Source organism: Enterobacter sp. R4-368 (assembly GCF_000410515.1).
GTDB lineage: Bacteria > Pseudomonadota > Gammaproteobacteria > Enterobacterales > Enterobacteriaceae > Kosakonia.
The window spans coordinates 3,258,324-3,273,212 of sequence record NC_021500.1 but is presented as its reverse complement, the minus strand read 5'-3'; the positions used below and the strand labels follow the sequence as shown (position 1 = coordinate 3,273,212).

12 protein-coding genes, 4 tRNA genes, 1 rRNA gene and 1 other annotated feature (1 of these 18 cut by a window edge) are annotated in these 14,889 nt (G+C 51.5%); of the genes, 2 read left to right on the top strand and 15 right to left on the bottom strand.

Features of this window, described 5'->3' with window-relative positions:
- Window positions 1–49: 49 nt before the first annotated feature.
- The 12 genes from rpoB to H650_RS15375 all read right to left on the bottom strand — a co-directional run bounded on the left by rpoB (window position 50) and on the right by H650_RS15375 (window position 9,808).
- A complete protein-coding gene (gene rpoB / locus H650_RS15430) occupies window positions 50–4,078 on the bottom strand; it encodes a DNA-directed RNA polymerase subunit beta (protein ID WP_020456057.1) in 4,029 nt (1,342 codons plus the stop codon).
- A gap of 324 nt (window positions 4,079–4,402) precedes the next feature.
- Entirely contained in the window at window positions 4,403–4,771 is a 369-nt protein-coding gene (rplL, locus tag H650_RS15425) for a 50S ribosomal protein L7/L12 (RefSeq protein ID WP_014882064.1), read from the bottom strand.
- Between the two features lie 66 nt (window positions 4,772–4,837).
- A complete protein-coding gene (gene rplJ, locus H650_RS15420) occupies window positions 4,838–5,335 on the bottom strand; it encodes a 50S ribosomal protein L10 (protein WP_002438625.1) in 498 nt (165 codons plus the stop codon).
- A 300-nt stretch (window positions 5,336–5,635) separates the two neighbouring features.
- Window positions 5,636–6,340: a 50S ribosomal protein L1 gene (rplA, locus tag H650_RS15415; RefSeq protein WP_017460030.1), complete on the bottom strand. Its 705-nt coding sequence runs from the start codon at window positions 6,338–6,340 to the stop codon at window positions 5,636–5,638.
- Between the two features lie 3 nt (window positions 6,341–6,343).
- Entirely contained in the window at window positions 6,344–6,772 is a 429-nt protein-coding gene (rplK, locus tag H650_RS15410; protein ID WP_002438627.1) for a 50S ribosomal protein L11, read from the bottom strand.
- Between the two features lie 141 nt (window positions 6,773–6,913).
- Window positions 6,914–7,459, bottom strand: a complete 546-nt coding sequence (nusG, locus tag H650_RS15405; protein WP_006816549.1) for a transcription termination/antitermination protein NusG — start codon at window positions 7,457–7,459, stop codon at window positions 6,914–6,916.
- A gap of 1 nt (window position 7,460) precedes the next feature.
- Window positions 7,461–7,844, bottom strand: a complete 384-nt coding sequence (secE, locus tag H650_RS15400) for a preprotein translocase subunit SecE (protein ID WP_003033128.1) — start codon at window positions 7,842–7,844, stop codon at window positions 7,461–7,463.
- A gap of 228 nt (window positions 7,845–8,072) precedes the next feature.
- Window positions 8,073–9,257 (bottom strand): elongation factor Tu, encoded by a 1,185-nt coding sequence (gene tuf / locus H650_RS15395; protein ID WP_017460031.1) that lies wholly within the window; start codon window positions 9,255–9,257, stop codon window positions 8,073–8,075.
- 113 nt (window positions 9,258–9,370) lie between these two features.
- Window positions 9,371–9,446 (bottom strand) — tRNA-Thr (locus tag H650_RS15390).
- Window positions 9,447–9,452: 6 nt separating this feature from the next.
- A tRNA-Gly gene (locus tag H650_RS15385) sits at window positions 9,453–9,527 on the bottom strand.
- Between the two features lie 112 nt (window positions 9,528–9,639).
- A tRNA-Tyr gene (locus tag H650_RS15380) sits at window positions 9,640–9,724 on the bottom strand.
- Between the two features lie 8 nt (window positions 9,725–9,732).
- Window positions 9,733–9,808 (bottom strand) — tRNA-Thr (locus H650_RS15375).
- Window positions 9,809–10,141: 333 nt separating this feature from the next.
- On the opposite strand from H650_RS15375, the gene H650_RS15370 reads away from it, so the two are divergent.
- Both H650_RS15370 and coaA read left to right on the top strand, forming a co-directional pair.
- Window positions 10,142–10,690 carry a GNAT family N-acetyltransferase gene (locus H650_RS15370; protein WP_020456056.1) on the top strand — a complete coding sequence of 183 codons (549 nt, stop codon included), beginning with the start codon at window positions 10,142–10,144 and terminating at the stop codon, window positions 10,688–10,690.
- Window positions 10,691–10,893: 203 nt separating this feature from the next.
- Complete coding sequence (gene coaA, locus H650_RS15365; protein ID WP_017460033.1) at window positions 10,894–11,844, top strand: type I pantothenate kinase; 951 nt, start codon at window positions 10,894–10,896, stop codon at window positions 11,842–11,844.
- 31 nt (window positions 11,845–11,875) lie between these two features.
- Here coaA and birA read toward each other — a convergent pair whose 3' ends face one another.
- From birA to rrf, 3 genes are all read right to left on the bottom strand, one after another.
- Window positions 11,876–12,838, bottom strand: a complete 963-nt coding sequence (birA, locus tag H650_RS15360; protein WP_020456055.1) for a bifunctional biotin--[acetyl-CoA-carboxylase] ligase/biotin operon repressor BirA — start codon at window positions 12,836–12,838, stop codon at window positions 11,876–11,878.
- A complete protein-coding gene (gene murB, locus H650_RS15355; protein ID WP_020456054.1) occupies window positions 12,835–13,863 on the bottom strand; it encodes a UDP-N-acetylmuramate dehydrogenase in 1,029 nt (342 codons plus the stop codon). The genes birA and murB overlap by 4 nt, the downstream gene beginning before the upstream one ends.
- Before the next feature lie 124 nt (window positions 13,864–13,987).
- Window positions 13,988–14,103, bottom strand: a 5S ribosomal RNA gene (gene rrf / locus H650_RS15350).
- A 96-nt stretch (window positions 14,104–14,199) separates the two neighbouring features.
- Window positions 14,200–14,889 (bottom strand) — a sequence feature (most likely nonfunctional fraction of RNA operon); it runs 1,626 nt beyond the window's last position.

Here is a 14,889-nt window from a genome sequence, read left to right as displayed (position 1 = left end):
ATCTGGTGCCGGGGATTAACCCGGCACCAGTGACCTGTTTGAGCGAGAGTTACTCGTCTTCCAGCTCGATGTTGATACCCAGCGAACGAATCTCTTTCAACAGTACGTTGAAGGACTCAGGCATACCCGGTTCCATCTGATGGTTGCCGTCCACGATGTTTTTATACATCTTGGTACGACCGTTCACGTCATCAGACTTAACGGTGAGCATTTCCTGCAGGGTGTATGCCGCGCCGTATGCTTCCAGCGCCCACACTTCCATCTCCCCGAAGCGCTGACCACCGAACTGCGCCTTACCACCCAGCGGCTGCTGAGTAACCAGGCTGTAAGAACCGGTAGAACGCGCATGCATCTTGTCATCAACCAGGTGGTTCAGTTTCAGCATGTACATGTAGCCAACGGTAACCTGGCGCTCGAATTGCTCACCGGTACGACCGTCGAACAGTGTGATCTGACCGGAAGTCGGCAGGCCACCCAGCTGTAACAGTTCCTTGATTTCAGACTCTTTCGCACCGTCGAAGACCGGCGTTGCGATCGGCATACCTTTGCGCAGGTTTTCTGCCAGACGCAGAACTTCCTCATCGCTGAAGGTGCTCAGGTCGACTTTCTGACGAACGTCAGCGCCCAGATCGTATGCACGCTGGATGAATTCGCGCAGTTTCGCGACTTCTTGCTGCTGTTTCAGCATGGCGTTGATCTTGTCGCCGATACCTTTCGCAGCCATACCCAGGTGAGTTTCAAGGATCTGACCGATGTTCATACGAGACGGTACGCCCAGCGGGTTCAGTACGATGTCAACCGGCGTGCCGTTTTCATCGTATGGCATATCTTCGATCGGGTTGATCTTGGAGATAACACCCTTGTTACCGTGACGACCTGCCATTTTGTCACCAGGCTGGATCTGACGTTTAACGGCCAGATAAACCTTAACGATTTTCAGCACGCCCGGTGCCAGATCGTCGCCCTGAGTGATTTTGCGGCGTTTCGCTTCGAGTTTTTTCTCGAACTCGTGTTTCAGTTCGTCATACTGCTCAGCCAGCTGTTCCAGCTGATTTTGTTTCTCTTCGTCGGTCAGGCCGAGTTCCAGCCAGCGGTCGCGCGGCAGCTTGTCGAGCTTGTCAGCTTCAACGCCGCCGGAAACCAGCACGCTGTGGATACGGCTAAACAGGCCAGCTTCGAGGATCTGCAGTTCTTCAGACAGGTCTTTCTTCGCCTGTTTGAGCTGCATTTCTTCGATTTCCAGCGCACGTTTGTCTTTTTCCACGCCATCGCGGGTAAAGACCTGAACGTCGATAACGGTACCGGAAACACCGTTCGGTACGCGCAAAGAAGAGTCTTTAACGTCAGACGCTTTCTCACCGAAGATCGCGCGCAGCAGTTTCTCTTCTGGCGTCAGCTGGGTTTCACCTTTCGGCGTTACCTTACCAACCAGAATGTCGCCGCCGGTCACTTCCGCACCGATGTAAACGATACCGGATTCATCCAGTTTGGAGAGCGCGGCTTCACCCACGTTCGGGATGTCTGCGGTGATCTCTTCTGGCCCCAGCTTGGTGTCACGAGACACACACGCCAGTTCCTGGATGTGAATCGTGGTGAAACGATCTTCCTGAACCACACGCTCGGAGACGAGGATGGAGTCTTCGAAGTTGTAACCGTTCCACGGCATGAACGCTACGCGCATGTTCTGGCCGAGCGCCAGTTCACCGAGGTCGGTGGACGGGCCGTCTGCCAGCACGTCGCCGCGCTCAATTGGCTCACCCAGATAAACACACGGCATCTGGTTGATGCAGGTGTTCTGGTTAGAACGGGTGTATTTGGTCAGGTTATAGATGTCGATACCTGCTTCGCCCGGGTACATCTCATCTTCGTTAACTTTGATAACGATACGAGAGGCATCCACGTACTGAACAGTACCGCCACGTTTAGCAACTGCGGTTACACCGGAGTCAACAGCAACAGCACGTTCCATACCGGTACCAACCAGCGGCTTGTCAGCGCGCAGAGTCGGAACCGCCTGACGTTGCATGTTCGCACCCATCAATGCACGGTTGGCGTCATCGTGTTCCAGGAACGGGATCAGGGACGCACCGACAGAAACCACCTGTTGGGTGGAAACGTCCATGTAGTCAACCTGGTCTGCGCTGAAGAGGCTGGATTCGCCTTTGCTGCGGCAGGTTACCAGATCGTCTACGAAACGACCTTCTTCCGTCAGGTTGGTGTTCGCCTGAGCGATAACGTAGTTACCTTCTTCGATAGCAGAAAGGTAATGGATCTCGTCAGTCACAACGCCGTCGGTCACTTTACGGTACGGCGTTTCCAGGAAGCCGTATTCGTTAGTCTGTGCGTACACGGACAAGGAGTTGATCAGACCGATGTTCGGACCTTCAGGCGTTTCGATCGGACATACGCGACCGTAGTGGGTCGGGTGTACGTCTCGAACTTCAAAGCCTGCGCGCTCACGGGTTAGACCGCCTGGGCCGAGTGCAGAGATACGACGTTTGTGCGTAATCTCGGACAGCGGGTTGTTCTGGTCCATAAACTGTGACAGCTGGCTGGAACCGAAGAACTCTTTAACGGCTGCAGAGATAGGCTTCGCGTTGATCATGTCCTGCGGCATCAGGGTATCCAGATCGCCCAGAGACAGACGCTCTTTCACCGCACGTTCTACACGAACCAGGCCAACGCGGAATTGGTTTTCCGCCATTTCGCCTACGGAACGGATACGACGGTTGCCGAGGTGGTCGATATCATCCACTTCACCGATGCCGTTACGGATACCGATGAGCTTTTTCATCACTTCGATGATGTCTTCTTTGCTCAGGATACCGGAACCTTCGATGCTGTCGCGCAGCAGAGAACGGTTGAACTTCATGCGACCAACCGCAGAGAGATCGTAGCGGTCTTCAGAGAAGAACAGGTTCTCGAACAGGCTTTCCGCAGCTTCGCGAGTCGGCGGCTCACCAGGGCGCATCATGCGGTAGATTTCTACCAGCGCGCTCAGACGATCGTTGGTCGGGTCGACACGTACGGTCTCAGAGATGTACGGACCGTGGTCCAGATCGTTGGTGAACAGGGTTTCGATACGTTTGTGACCAGACTGGCTCAGCTTCGCCAGCAGATCGAGCGACAGCTCCATGTTTGCCGGGCAGATCAGCTCGCCAGTGGATTCGTCAACGTAGTCTTTAGCTGCAACTTTGCCTGCGATGTACTCAACCGGTACTTCAATGTGTTGAATTTCGTCTTTTTCCAGCTGACGAATATGGCGCGCGGTAATACGGCGGCCTTTTTCAACATACATTTTGCCGTTTGCTTCGATATCGAAGGATGCAGTTTCGCCACGCAGGCGTTCCGGCACCAGTTCCATCTGCAACTTGTTGTCGCGGATTTCAAAGACAACTTTTTCAAAGAACAGATCGAGAATCTGCTCAGTGGTGTAGTTCAGCGCGCGCAGAATAATGGTCGCCGGCAGTTTGCGGCGGCGGTCGATACGCACGAAGAGGTTATCTTTCGGGTCGAACTCGAAGTCCAGCCATGACCCACGGTAAGGAATAATACGTGCGTTATAAAGCACCTTACCAGATGAGTGGGTTTTACCCTTATCGCTGTCGAAGAAGACGCCAGGACTACGGTGCAGCTGAGAAACGATAACACGCTCAGTACCGTTGATAACAAAGGTACCGTTGTCGGTCATGAGCGGAATTTCGCCCATGTAGACTTCTTGTTCTTTAATGTCTTTAACGGTGCCTTCCGGCGCTTCGCGCTCGTAGATCACCAGACGCAGTTTTACGCGCAGCGGAGCGGAATACGTTACGCCACGGATCTGACATTCTTTAACGTCAAAAACAGGTTCGCCAAGACGGTAGCTGACGTATTGCAGTTCCGAATTGCCGCTGTAGCTCTTAATCGGGAACACGGAGCGGAACGCCGCTTCCAGACCGTACTGCCCTTCAGGATCTTGCTCGATAAACTTCTGGAACGAGTCAAGCTGGATAGAAAGGAGATATGGGACATCCAGTACTTGTGGACGTTTACCAAAATCCTTACGAATACGTTTTTTCTCGGTATAGGAGTAAACCATAGGGTTCCTCAGCTCGCTGACAAGTCGACCCACTCTGTCCGTCGAAAGGGACAGTTTATGCAACACTATTTTTTTAGACCGGAAAGTGGAGCACTTCCCGCAATGCTTGTTGCTATCACGCTTAAATCATTTCATTGCGATTTACACAGAAAGAATTTTCTGTCGCAGTATATTAAGTCGTCGATAGAAACAAGCATTGTAAAGGCTACTGGCAGTCAAACAGTGTGAAACGCTACCGGTACCTTCTACAGCGCAAAAAGGCTGGTGACCAAAAAGTCACCAGCCATCAGCCTAATTTCTCAGGCTGCAACCGGAAGGGTTGGCTTATTTAACTTCAACTTCAGCGCCAGCTTCTTCCAGAGATTTTTTCAGAGCTTCAGCGTCATCTTTGCTCACGCCTTCTTTCAGAGCGGCCGGAGCAGATTCTACCAGGTCTTTAGCTTCTTTCAGACCCAGGCCAGTTGCGCCACGTACTGCTTTGATAACAGCAACTTTGTTAGCGCCAGCGGCTTTCAGAATTACGTCGAACTCAGTTTTTTCTTCAGCAGCATCAGCAGCCGGGCCAGCAGCAACAGCTACAGCAGCAGCAGCAGAAACACCGAATTTTTCTTCCATTGCAGAGATCAGTTCTACAACGTCCATTACGGACATAGCGGCAACTGCTTCAATGATTTGATCTTTAGTGATAGACATTTAAATTGTTCCTGAATATCAGAATAAGTTTATACGTAAGCAAATGCTTTATAAAGAAAACTGCGATTAAGCAGCTTCTTTCGCATCGCGTACAGCAGCCAGAGTACGAACCAGTTTGCCAGCAGAGGCTTCTTTCATGGTTGCCATCAGGCGTGCAATTGCTTCTTCGTAGGTCGGCAGGGTTGCCAGGCGATCGATCTGGGACGCCGGGATCAACTCACCTTCAAAGGCAGCGGCTTTGACCTCAAATTTTGCATTCGCTTTCGCGAACTCTTTGAACAGACGAGCAGCAGCGCCCGGGTGTTCCATAGAGTATGCAATCAGGGTCGGACCAACGAACGCGTCTTTCAGGCACTCAAACTGAGTACCCTCAACAACACGGCGCAGCAGGGTGTTGCGAACAACACGCATGTAAACGCCGGCTTCGCGACCTGCTTTACGCAGTTCGGTCATTTTATCTACGGTAACGCCACGGGAATCCGCAACAACCGCAGACAGCGCGCCTTTGGCTACTTCGCTGACTTCAGCAACAATCGCTTGTTTGTCTTGAAGATTTAAAGCCATTAGCTTTGCTCCTGGATGTTTGCCAGGGCTCATGCCCTGGAACTCACTTCACTCTTCTCAATGAAAAGAGCGTCTTAATACGGTGAGCAGAAACAAGCCAAAGAGTACTTTAAAAATAATCTTTAGGTTCTGTCACCGTCTACGCAGGGAATTAAGCTTCTTACGAAACACCTGCGGTCTTCGACGGAGGCCTGGATTAGGCCAGGCTCCAACGAACAAATCTGTTTGTTTGCTAACTTACGCTAGCAAAACGTGGGGGTAAGATTGTAGACAAATCCACCACCCACGTAAAGGCGAATATTAGTTCGCTACTGCGTTCAGACCAGCCTGGTCTACCGCAACACCCGCACCCATGGTGGTGGAGATGCTAATTTTCTTGATGTACACGCCTTTCGCCTGAGACGGTTTTGCTTTTTTCAGCGCAACCAGCAGAGATTCCAGGTTTTCTTTCAATTTGTCAGCGTCAAAATCCACTTTACCGATGGTGGTATGGATGATGCCGTTTTTGTCGTTACGGTAACGAACCTGACCGGCTTTAGCGTTTTTAACCGCTTCAGCAACGTTCGGCGTTACGGTACCAACTTTCGGGTTTGGCATCAGGCCACGCGGACCCAGAACCTGGCCCAGCTGGCCAACAACGCGCATTGCATCCGGAGAAGCAATAACTACGTCGAAGTTCATTTCGCCTTTTTTGATCTGCTCAGCCAGATCTTCCATACCTACCAGCTCAGCGCCAGCTGCTTTAGCAGCTTCAGCGTTCGGGCCCTGGGTAAATACGGCTACGCGAACAGAACGGCCAGTACCGTGCGGCAGTACAGTTGCACCACGTACGTTCTGGTCAGATTTACGCGCGTCGATGCCGAGGTTAACAGCAACGTCTACGCTTTCTACGAATTTAGCAGTGGCCAGCTCTTTCAGCAGAGCAATGGCTTCGTTGATGTCGTACTGTTTGGTCGCATCAACTTTGTCACGGATCACGCGCATGCGCTTGGTCAGTTTAGCCATTTCTTAATCCTCCACTACCAGGCCCATGGAACGCGCAGTACCTTCGATTGAGCGAGTCATCGCTTCAATGTCAGCACCGGTCATGTCCGCGGCTTTAGTCTGAGCAATTTCCTGCACCTGAGCGCGGGTTACTTTGCCCACTTTGTCTTTGTTCGGCTTGCCGGAACCAGACTTGATACCAGCCGCTTTCTTCAGCAGAACTGCTGCCGGAGGCGTTTTGGTAACGAAAGTGAAGGAGCGGTCAGCGTAAACGGTAATAACAACCGGAATTGGCAGACCTTTTTCGATGGAATCAGTTTTGGCGTTAAACGCTTTACAGAATTCCATGATGTTAACACCCTGCTGACCCAGAGCCGGACCAACCGGTGGGCTCGGGTTTGCCATGCCAGCTGCAACCTGCAGCTTGACGTAGGCCTGGACTTTCTTAGCCATTGAAATTTCCTCGTTTGGGTATAGCGCCCCGAAAGGCTCCCCGTGTTTGAATACGTTTTACGGATACGAGACCCATAAAAACAAAAGGCGCGAAATTGTATGTCAATTTCGCGCCCTGTGCAACGTTTGATCGCCGAATATTTAGGCTTTTTCGACCTGGCTGAAATCCAGTTCTACCGGGGTCGCACGACCGAAGATAGAAACAGACACTTTAAGGCGAGACTTCTCATAGTCCACCTCTTCAACCACACCGTTAAAGTCGGCAAACGGACCGTCGCTAACGCGGACCATTTCACCCGGTTCAAACAGCGTTTTCGGACGCGGCTTATCACCAACCTGTTGCAGGCGGTTCATGATCGCATCCACTTCTTTATCGCTAATCGGCGCCGGACGATCGGACGTGCCGCCGATGAAGCCCATTACGCGCGGAACGCTGCGTACCAGGTGCCAGCTGGCGTCATTCATCACCATCTGGACAAGGACGTAGCCCGGGAAGAATTTGCGTTCGCTTTTGCGACGCTGGCCACCACGGATTTCGACCACTTCTTCAGTCGGCACCATGACTTCGCCAAACAACTCTTCCATATTGTGTAATTTGATATGCTCGCGCAGCGAAGTTGCTACGCGGCCTTCAAAACCGGAAAACGCCTGAACGACGTACCAGCGCTTTTTAGGAGCTTCAGACATCTCAGAACCTCAGGCCAGTGATAAAGGAAACCAGGCGGACCAGAATACCATCCAGTCCCCACAGGATCAGTGACATGACTGCAGTTACGGCAGCCACGATCAATGTGGTGTGCAATGTTTCCTGACGAGTGGGCCAAATCACTTTACGTACTTCGGTTCTCGCTTCACGGGCAAAAGCAACGGTCGCTTTACCCTTCGTCGTCAACAGCGCGACACCACCTGCTGCAGCAATCAGAATAACAACTGCCAGCGCGCGGAGCGGCAGCATCATGTCACGATAAAGATAGTTGCCAACGATAGCCACGAGCAGCAGTACTGCAACAACAACCCACTTCATCGCTTCCAGGCCGCGCCCGCTCCCTTGAGCTTCGGTATTCGCACTCATAAACCAACCTGTCACAAGAATTCAGACAAACATTTTTGCCCCGCATAAGCGAGGCAACCAAACCGAAATGCTCTGGCGAGATTCGGACTAACGCCCTCTTCAGAGCCTGTCTCAGCAATGATTATGACAAATAAAATCACTGATGAGCCAGGTTCTGGTTCGAAAGCGTACAAAAAGGGCATCAAATGATGCCCTCTTCTTGCGCATTGCGTCAAATGTTATCAGCGATTAGCTGAGAACTTTTGCTACAACGCCCGCGCCAACGGTACGGCCGCCTTCACGGATTGCGAAACGCAGACCATCGTCCATCGCAATCGGGTGAATCAGGGTAACAACCATTTTGATGTTGTCGCCCGGCATTACCATCTCTACGCCTTCCGGCAGTTCGATGGTGCCAGTCACGTCAGTTGTACGGAAGTAGAACTGCGGACGGTAGCCTTTGAAGAACGGAGTGTGACGGCCGCCTTCATCTTTGGACAGAATGTACACTTCAGATTCGAATTTGGTGTGCGGCTTGATGGAACCCGGCTTAGCCAGTACCTGACCACGTTCGATTTCTTCACGTTTGATACCACGCAGCAGAACACCTACGTTCTCACCAGCACGGCCTTCGTCCAGCAGTTTGCGGAACATTTCAACGCCGGTACAGGTCGATTTCGCGGTGTCTTTGATACCAACGATTTCAACTTCTTCACCCACTTTGATGATACCGCGCTCTACACGACCGGTAACAACGGTACCACGACCGGAGATGGAGAATACGTCTTCGATCGGCAGCAGGAACGGCTTGTCAATCGCACGCTCTGGTTCCGGAATGTAGGAATCCAGGAAGCCAGCCAGTTCGATGATTTTCGCTTCCCACTCTGCTTCGCCTTCCAGCGCTTTCAGAGCAGAACCACGAACGATCGGCGTGTCGTCGCCCGGGAAATCGTACTGAGACAGCAGTTCACGAACTTCCATCTCTACCAGTTCCAGCAGCTCTTCGTCATCAACCATGTCGCATTTGTTCAGGAACACGATGATGTACGGAACGCCTACCTGACGACCCAGCAGGATGTGCTCACGGGTCTGCGGCATCGGGCCGTCAGTCGCAGCAACAACCAGGATCGCGCCGTCCATCTGCGCAGCACCGGTGATCATGTTTTTAACATAGTCGGCGTGGCCCGGGCAGTCTACGTGTGCGTAGTGGCGAGTCGGGGTGTCATATTCAACGTGAGACGTGTTGATGGTGATACCACGAGCTTTTTCTTCCGGCGCGTTATCGATCTGGTCGAATGCGCGAGCAGAACCACCGTAGGTTTTAGCCAGAACGGTAGTGATTGCAGCAGTCAGCGTTGTTTTACCATGGTCAACGTGGCCGATAGTACCGACGTTAACGTGCGGTTTTGTACGTTCAAACTTTTCTTTAGACATCGATTGTCCCTCTAAGACACGGATAAATCGGTGATATCACCACATCAACCAGGCAACATGCCCGACTCGTTGAATGCTAATAACAGAAGAGAAACCAGGGAGGAGAAGTGAAGTGGTGCTGATACCCAGAGTCGAACTGGGGACCTCACCCTTACCAAGGGTGCGCTCTACCAACTGAGCCATATCAGCACGTCTTGGAGCGGGCAGCGGGAATCGAACCCGCATCATCAGCTTGGAAGGCTGAGGTAATAGCCATTATACGATGCCCGCATCCTGAAACTCGGCTACCCAGTACTTTCTGTATTATCGGGAGAAGACACTCTCCCAAAGAGCTGATTCACTACTGACACCAACTCAGGTTACGTTTTAGCGTAACCGAAAATGGTGGTGGGGGAAGGATTCGAACCTTCGAAGTCTGTGACGGCAGATTTACAGTCTGCTCCCTTTGGCCGCTCGGGAACCCCACCGGACTTGATGGTGCCGACTACCGGAATCGAACTGGTGACCTACTGATTACAAGTCAGTTGCTCTACCTACTGAGCTAAGTCGGCATCAAGTAGCGCGCATTCTAGGGAGACAGAGGGATTGATGCAACTAAAAAATTGCACAAAACGTTCTATCGCTCACATTTTGCGCGACAAGCCGAAGAAATGCTGTAATTTCATGCAACACCGTGGAAAAAACCACCATTTTTCACGATTCATTCCCATCTATTCTCTCGCCACCCTTCTCTGCTCAATACCGGGCAGACCTTTGCCAGTGCAGTTGCGTTATCGTGGTGCAAATAAAAACTCGCTCAACGCCGATTCCTCAGCGCTAGTGTGGGATCGTGAAGTGGATCACTAATTGCATCTCCGCTATCACACCCCAGCGGAGGCATCATCATGAAGATTGTTTTGTTAAATGCAGCCACGTTGCCCGTCTATTGCCCGGAACTTGCTCAATTGCTACTGGACGCATTGCACAGCGGCGCATCCGTGGGGTATCAACGTTCGATCAGCCAACAGGAAGCTGAAAGTAGCTTTTACCGTTTACGCAGTGAACTAGAAAAAGGCGAGCGACTCATCTGGATTGCGCGGGATGAACAGGGCGTTTCGGGCAGCGTCAGTTTGCAACTCAACATGCAACCTGAAGCCCTTAACCGGGGACATATCAAACTTCTGCTGGTACATCGCCGCGCCCGCCGCACAGGTGTTGGCAAGAGACTCATTGCTGAACTTGAGAGAGTAGCATGTGCTCGCCAGCGCGGTTTGCTATCGCTTGAAGTGCTGGCGGGTTCTGCCGGAGAAGCATTCTATCGCTCACAGGGATACCGCTGCCTTGGTGAAGTGCCAGATTTTCTCTGCTCTGCAGATGGTTATTACCACCCGGCAGCCATTTATTTTAAACGCTTATTTGCTGTAAATCAGATGGTTCGTTCTATTGCCAGCTAAAGTGAAGCGCGTGATGCTTTCTACTGAAAGCATCACCTCAACGCGATTTTTCATATTATTCCCTGTCATCTGGTGTTAACCTCCTGCCCATTGATCCCACTTATTTCAATAACGTCGTGCCATAGCATTATCTATAGAGTCTCTCTCTTACTGCGCGCAGGAAGCCAACGCAGCGAGTGATAATGGCAGGCTAATAAAAGCTTATGAGTAAAAAAGAGCAAACGTTAATGACGCCTTACTTACAGTTTAATCGCAGCCAGTGGGCTGCGCTTCGCGACTCTGTCCCTATGACCTTAACCGAAGGCGAGATCGCGAGATTAAAAGGCATTAATGAAGACCTTTCTTTGGAAGAAGTTGCGGAAATATATCTTCCACTTTCCCGTTTACTCAATTTCTACATCAGTTCGAACTTACGCCGTCAGGCCGTTCTTGAACAATTTCTCGGCACTAACGGGCAGCGTATTCCTTATATCATCAGCATTGCGGGTAGCGTTGCCGTAGGCAAAAGCACCACCGCTCGCGTCTTGCAGGCACTGCTGAGCCGCTGGCCAGAGCATCGCCGTGTAGAACTCATTACGACCGATGGTTTTTTGCACCCAAACCAGGTGCTGAAAGACCGCGGCTTGATGAAGAAAAAAGGGTTTCCGCAATCTTATGATATGCACCGCCTTGTGCAGTTTGTTTCAGATATTAAATCGGGTGTGACTAACATCACCGCGCCGGTTTATTCACATCTTATTTATGATGTGATCCCCGATGGGGATAAAACGATCTCGCAACCGGATATTTTAATTCTCGAAGGGTTAAATGTTTTACAAAGCGGGATGGATTACCCACACGATCCACATCATGTATTTGTTTCCGACTTTGTTGATTTCTCGATTTATGTGGATGCGCCAGAAGATCTCTTGCAAACCTGGTATATCAACCGTTTCCTGAAGTTCCGCGAAGGGGCATTTACCAATCCTGATTCTTATTTCCACAACTATGCCAAATTGTCGGAAGCCGAGGCGATTGAGATTGCTATGTCATTGTGGAAAGAAATTAACGGTCTAAATCTTAAAGAAAACATCCTGCCAACCCGCGAGCGCGCAAGCCTGATAATGACAAAAAGCGCCAACCATGCCGTGGAACAAGTACGACTACGCAAATAAATAAAAAGGGAGCATGAATGCTCCCTTTTTATTATTCCGCGCTACGAAGCGATATTTCTCCACCCACCCAGGGTTTAATAACGCCGTCCTGCTCAAGTAGCAAAGCACCTTGTGAATCAATCCCGCGGGAAATGCCAAAGATCTCTTTTTCACCAATAATCAATTTCACAGGACGATTAATGAAATTATCCAGCACTTCCCAGCGAGAGAGGAAAGGCGTTAACCCCTCTTGTTCAAATTGCTGTAAGGCAGTGCGAAGTTCAATGATCAAGCGTGACGCCAGTTGGTTGCGATCAATGCGCACACCAGCCTCCTGCAGATTAATCCAGCTCTGACTGATATCTTCTGCCTGTGTTTTTCGCATTACAAGATTGACGCCAGCGCCAATGACAATTTGCGCCGCATCGCCGGTTTTCCCCGTTAATTCGACGAGGATCCCCGCGAGTTTACGATCCTGTAGATAAAGATCATTTGGCCATTTGACGCGAACTTGCTCAGCGCCTAAATCGCGCAACACCTCGGCCATAACGATCCCAATGACCAGGCTCAGACCAATTGCAGCCGCCGGCCCCTGCTCAAGCCGCCAGTACATGGAAATATAGAGGTTGGCACCAAACGGAGATACCCATTTGCGCCCACGCCGCCCACGACCAGCCTGTTGATATTCGGCAACACAGGCGTCACCGGAGCGTAAGTCACTTAAGCGATCCAACAGGTACTGGTTGGTTGAATCGATCACCGGTAGCACCGCAACAGAGCCCTGTGCGACCTGGCTACTGATAAAGGCTTCATCCAGTAGTTGAATAGGTTCTGGCAAGCTATAGCCTTTTCCCGGCACGGTGAAAACATCTATACCCCAGTCACGTAGCGTCTGGATATGTTTGTTGATAGCAGCACGGCTCATGCCTAAACGCTCACCAAGCTGCTCGCCAGAATGGAATTCGCCATCCGCCAGAATCGAAATCAGCGTTAATGGAACGGTATTGTCTTTCACGCAATAGCCTCCACCGCATTCACCTCGCCAGAAGATCCTATAAAGCGCACTTCCGGTTCCAGCCAGATATCAAATTTATCGCCTACACTCTGCCGAACAAAATGTGCAAGACGCACCACATCTTCGCTCGTTGCGTGCCCGGTGTTAATCAACACTAAAGCTTGTAAGTGATGGACCGCAGCGCCCCCTAATGAGGTTCCTTTCAACTGGCATTGATCGATCAACCAGCCTGCGGCCAGCTTCACTGAACCATCTTCCTGTGGGTAATGCGGAGCATGAGGAAAACGTGCGAGCAGTATGCGAGCTTGCTCAGCCGTGATCACCGGGTTTTTGAAGAAGCTACCCGCATTCCCGTTCACTTTAGGATCCGGCAACTTGCTGGTACGCATCTGGCAAACAGAATCGAAAACTTGTTGAGGCGTTACAGTCGCGGGATCCAGACGGGTTAAATCACCGTAGGTCAACACAGGCTGCCAGGATTTTGCCAATCGCAGCCCAACAGCGGTAATCGCGTAACGGTCCTGATATTCATGCTTAAAGATGCTGTCACGGTAGCCAAAGCGGCAGGCCTCTGCAGATAAACGCAGCGACTTACCGCTACTGAGCTCCATGCAATCTACATAACTGCAGACACGTTGTAACTCAACGCCATAGGCACCGATGTTCTGGATAGGAGAGGAGCCCACACAGCCTGGAATTAACGCCAGATTTTCCAGTCCCGGCATGCCTTGCTCAAGTGTGCACCGTACAAGATTATGCCAGTTCTCTCCCGCACCAACATGCAAAAGCCATGCGTCCGCCTCTTCGTGAACGTCAATTCCTTTAATACGATTGATAATGACCGTGCCGACAAAATCTTCCAGAAACAATACGTTGCTTCCTTCGCCGAGGATCAATACGGGTTGCTGGCTTTGTACTGCAGACTGCCAGGCATTGAGCAGTTGCTGCGTACTTTCGACACAAACAATTTGGTGAGCCTGGCGATCAATACCAAAGGTATTCCAGGGCTTAAGGGAGAGATTCATTAGCGCTATCCTGATGCAAAAACACGGCTAGTTTACCGCATCCGCAGGATGAGCGCTTGTGCTGTTTCGCAGCGCAGAAACGCAAAAAGGCCATCCGTCAGGATGGCCTCTTCACTTAATTAATGCCTGGCAGTTCCCTACTCTCGCATGGGGAGACCCCACACTACCATCGGCGCTACGGCGTTTCACTTCTGAGTTCGGCATGGGGTCAGGTGGGACCACCGCGCTACTGCCGCCAGGCAAATTCTGTTGTCAGACCGTTCTCACGCCCTGACATAATCTGTATCTCGCTGAAAATCTTCTCTGTCTCTCACGCCAAAACATCTTCGGCGTTGTAAGGTTAAGCCTCACGGTTCATTAGTACCGGTTAGCTCAACGCATCGCTGCGCTTACACACCCGGCCTATCAACGTCGTCGTCTTCAACGTTCCTTCAGGAGACTCAAGGTCTCAGGGAGAACTCATCTCGGGGCAAGTTTCGTGCTTAGATGCTTTCAGCACTTATCTCTTCCGCATTTAGCTACCGGGCAGTGCCATTGGCATGACAACCCGAACACCAGTGATGCGTCCACTCCGGTCCTCTCGTACTAGGAGCAGCCCCCCTCAATTCTCCAGCGCCCACGGCAGATAGGGACCGAACTGTCTCACGACGTTCTAAACCCAGCTCGCGTACCACTTTAAATGGCGAACAGCCATACCCTTGGGACCTACTTCAGCCCCAGGATGTGATGAGCCGACATCGAGGTGCCAAACACCGCCGTCGATATGAACTCTTGGGCGGTATCAGCCTGTTATCCCCGGAGTACCTTTTATCCGTTGAGCGATGGCCCTTCCATTCAGAACCACCGGATCACTATGACCTGCTTTCGCACCTGCTCGCGCCGTCACGCTCGCAGTCAAGCCAGCTTATGCCATTGCACTAACCTCCTGATGTCCGACCAGGATTAGCTGACCTTCGTGCTCCTCCGTTACGCTTTAGGAGGAGACCGCCCCAGTCAAACTACCCACCAGACACTGTCCGCAACCCG